The organism is Kocuria nitroreducens (genome assembly GCF_042879195.1).
GTDB lineage: Bacteria > Actinomycetota > Actinomycetes > Actinomycetales > Micrococcaceae > Kocuria > Kocuria nitroreducens.
Window position 1 is genome coordinate 1 of record NZ_JBHZTC010000051.1, and the last position, 3734, is coordinate 3734.

3 protein-coding genes are annotated in these 3734 nt (G+C 69.4%); all 3 read right to left on the reverse strand.

Annotated features, from left to right (window positions below):
* The coding region (locus ACFYE1_RS17200; RefSeq protein ID WP_387745683.1) for an alcohol dehydrogenase catalytic domain-containing protein at positions 1-351 on the reverse strand (351 nt) is incomplete at its 3' end.
* Positions 352-486: 135 nt separating this feature from the next.
* Positions 487-2955, reverse strand: a complete 2469-nt coding sequence (locus tag ACFYE1_RS17205; RefSeq protein ID WP_387745686.1) for a GcvT family protein — start codon at positions 2953-2955, stop codon at positions 487-489.
* A 47-nt stretch (positions 2956-3002) separates the two neighbouring features.
* A complete protein-coding gene (locus ACFYE1_RS17210) occupies positions 3003-3365 on the reverse strand; it encodes a bifunctional 3-phenylpropionate/cinnamic acid dioxygenase ferredoxin subunit (protein WP_387745689.1) in 363 nt (120 codons plus the stop codon).
* Positions 3366-3734 lie beyond the last annotated feature (369 nt).

The following is a 3734-nucleotide window of genomic DNA, read 5'->3' on the forward strand; positions in this document are numbered from 1 at the left end:
CGTCATCTTGGTCGTGGCGTTGTGGGTGGCGAAGCAGTACCAGGGCTCGCCCTTGCGGCAGGCCCGGCACTGCCCGCACACCGCCCGCCAGTTCAGGATCACGTGATCACCCACGGCGACCTCCGTCACCCCCTCACCGACCGCCGAGACGACGCCCGAGGACTCGTGGCCCAGCAGGAACGGGTAGTCGTCACCGACACCGCCCTCGACGTAGTGGTGGTCCGTCTGGCACACCCCGCAAGTGAGCACGTCCACAAGCGCCTCCCCGGGGCCCGGGTCCGGCACCAGGATGGTCTCCACACTCACGGGCTGGTTCTTGCCCTTCGACACCACGCCTTTGACCTTGTGCATGCTGGAACTGCCTTTCGTCGTCGTCGGCACCGGGAACGGTGCTCGATCACAGTGTTCGTGCTGGGAGGGTCCCGGTCTCGGGACGGAGAGCCAGAGGCCGGAGCGGCATGCGCTCCGCGCCCGGCAGGCGGAGCCTCAGCCGCGGATGCGCTCCATGCCGGGGTCCACGAGCGGCTCGGCGCTGACCGTGGCCGGGACGCGCACGCCGAGGTACTCGATCTCCACGCCGTCCCCCTCGGAGATCTCCGGCGGGAGCCAGGCGTAGGCGACCGGCCGGCCCACGGTGTGGCCGAAGACGGCGCTGGTGACGTAGCCGGCGGCGGCGCCGTCCACGTACACGGGCTCCTTGCCCAGGACCACGGAGCGGCCGTCGTCGACGGTCAGGCAGCGCAGCCGGCGCCGGACCTGGCCGTCGGAGGCCACGGCCTCCGCACCCACGAAGTCGCCCTTGTCCTTCTTGACGGCGAAGTCCAGGCCCGCCTCCAGGGCGGTGTGCTCGGTGGTCATGTCGGTGCCCCAGGACCGGTAGCCCTTCTCCACGCGCAGGCTGTTGAAGGCCGCACGACCCGCGGGGACGATGCCGAACTCCTGGCCCGCCTCGTGCAGCAGGTCCCACAGCCGCAGACCCTGGTCAGCGGTGGTGTACAGCTCCCAGCCGAGCTCGCCCACGTAGGAGAGGCGCATCGCGGTGACCCGCAGGCCACCCACCCGGATCTGCTTGGTGCGGAAGTACTTCAGGCCATCGTTGGACAGGTCGTCACGGGAGACCTTCGCCATGACCTCCCGGGCCTTCGGGCCCCACAGCCCGATGCAGCACGTCTCGGCGGTGGTGTCCCGGACCAGGACCCAGGCGGAGGGGTCCTCGGCGCTCTGCCGGGTCGCCTCGGCGGACAGGTACGCCACGTCGACGCTGCTGTTGACGCCCGCCTGCAACAGGTTCTCGCTGAGCCGGGCCACGGTGATGTCGCTGCGGATCCCGGCCTTCTCGTCCAGCAGGAGGCAGTACGTCACGGCGCCCGGCTTGCGCAGGATGTTGCCGGTGGTGAGCCGCTGGAGCAGGGCGGCGGCCCCCGGTCCTTCGACCGTCACGCGCTTGAGCGGGGTCATGTCGTACATCGCCACGGCGGTGCGGGTCTTCCAGGCCTCGACCGCCGCGATCGGCGAGTGGAAGCGGGCCGCCCACGGCTCCCGCTCCGGCTCGCGCCACTCCTCGGGCAGCTGGTCCAGGAGCGCGGCGTTGGACTCGTACCAGTGCGGGCGCTCCCACCCGTGGCTCTCCAGGAAGAACGCGCCGAGCTCCAGTTCCCGGGGATAGAACGGGCTGACCCGCAGGTTGCGCGGCGACTCCCGGGGCTGGAGGGGGTGGAGGACGTCGTAGATTTCCACGAAGTTCTGCTTGCCCGTCTCCTCGACGTACTCCGGAGAGAGCTGCACGTCGTCGAACCGGGTGGCCTCGCAACCGTGCAGGTCCGTCTGCGAGGTGCCGTCCACCAGCAGTTCCGCCATGGCCTTGGCCACGCCCGAGGAGTGGGTGACCCACACAGCCTCTGCCACCCAGAAGCCGGCGAGATCCGGGGATTCGCCGATGAGCGGGCCCCCGTCCGGGGTGAAGGAGAAGATGCCGTTGAAGCCCTCGGCCACCTCGCTGCCGCGCAGGCTGGGGAGGAAGCGCTGGCTCTCGGCCCACTGCTCGGTGAAGTCCTCGGGCGTGAAGTCCAGGCGGGAGGGCATCCGGTCGTGGGCGATGTCGCGGGGCGCGTAGTGCGGCAGGTCGTCGAGGTCCACCGGGATCGGACGGTGGGCGTAGGAGCCGATGCCGATCCGGTCTCCCCACTCGCGGTAGTAGAGGTCCGCGTCCTGGTGCCGGAGGATCGGCAGGGTCGCGCCGTTCGGGGCGTCGTGCTTGCCCACCAGCTCCGGGACCGAGGAGGTGAACACGTACTGGTGGGCCAGGGGCTGGATGGGGCACGGCATGCCGGCCATCTCACCGATCGCCGGTCCCCAGAACCCCGCGCAGGAGACGACGACGTCGGCCGGCACGGTTCCGTCGGACGTGGTCACGCCGGTCACGCGGCCGTTCGACCGCTCGATGCCGGTGACGGTCGTCTCCGCGCAGTAGGTCACGCCAGCGCGGGAGGTGCGGTCGATGAGGACCTGCACCGCCCGGGCGGCCAGGGCGAGGCCGTCCGTGGGCACGTGGAATCCGCCCAGCACCATCTCGGGGTTGACCAGGGGGTGCTGCTGCAGCACCTCCTCGGGGGTGAGCAGCCTGCCCTCGAGACCCCACGACGCCGCGTAGCCCACCTTGCGCTGGAGCTCCTCCAACCGCTGCGGAGTGGTGGCCACCTCGAGACCGCCGACCTGGTTGAAGCAGCCCAGGGACACGAGCTTCTCCACCGTGTACTGGGCGAAGTGGGTCATGGTCCGTGACGGATTCGTCTGGTAGACGAGTCCGGGCGCGTGCGACGTCGAGCCCCCGGGAAGGGGCAGCGGGCCCTGCTCGAGGACGGTGACGTCGGTCCAGCCGCGCTGGACGAGCTCGTCGGCAAGGTTCGTGCCGACGATGCCGGCTCCGATGACGACGACGCGAGGGGTGGTGCTCATGGGGCGGTTCTCCTGACCTGCGGGTGTCTTGCGGGGTTCGGCCTGATTCAGCCGGGCTGGGACTCGTGTCTGTGGGCGGTGAGCCCGGGGGGCAGGTTCGGCGCCTCGGGCGACTCCTCGACCATGATGTCGCCGTCCACGACGGTCACCTCGTGGGTCCGGACCGGGAGCTTCGCCGGCGGCGCGTCCACCTTGCCGGTGCGGAGATCGAACTTGGACGCGTGCAGCGGGCACTCGACCTCGCAGCCCTCCACCCAGCCGTCGGCGAGCGAGGCATCCTGGTGGGTGCAGGTGTCGTCGATGGCGAAGAGCTCGCCCTCCTCCGTGTGGAACACGGCGATGGGCGGGACGGTGTCGAGGCGCAGGGCGTCACCGGGTGCGAGGTCCTTGAGGGAACAGGCCTTGTGCATCGGAGCGGATCCTTTCCTGAGGAGGACGGGCCTGCCGTGCCGAGCGTCACCGCCTGGCCCAACCGGCTCACCATGAGCAACACGCGTTGCAATGTGCAACAAGCGTGAGGACTGGGGACGGGTGCTGTCAAGAGATGGATCTCCACGGATGCGTGATCGGGCTCACCGTCCGACGTTTTGTGAATTTCTCGTGTCGTATTGCCGGAACCCCTTGACGGACTCTGTGACGACGCCCACGCTGAATCTCACATTATGAGTCGTGTTGCACAACTTGCGAATCAGGTCCAGATCCGGGTGCCTCTCGTCGTGGTTCTGGGTCATCCGTTGTCAGTTAGTCGAAAGGGGTCCCGTCATGGAGTCCCTCGTCAT

Bases quoted from the DNA above. Each gene is read 5' to 3' on its own strand.
- ACFYE1_RS17205 (WP_387745686.1), bottom strand. From the start codon at position 2,955: ATGAGCACCACCCCTCGCGTCGTCGTCATCGGAGCCGGCATCGTCGGC.
- ACFYE1_RS17210 (WP_387745689.1), bottom strand. From the start codon at position 3,365: ATGCACAAGGCCTGTTCCCTCAAGGACCTCGCACCCGGTGACGCCCTG.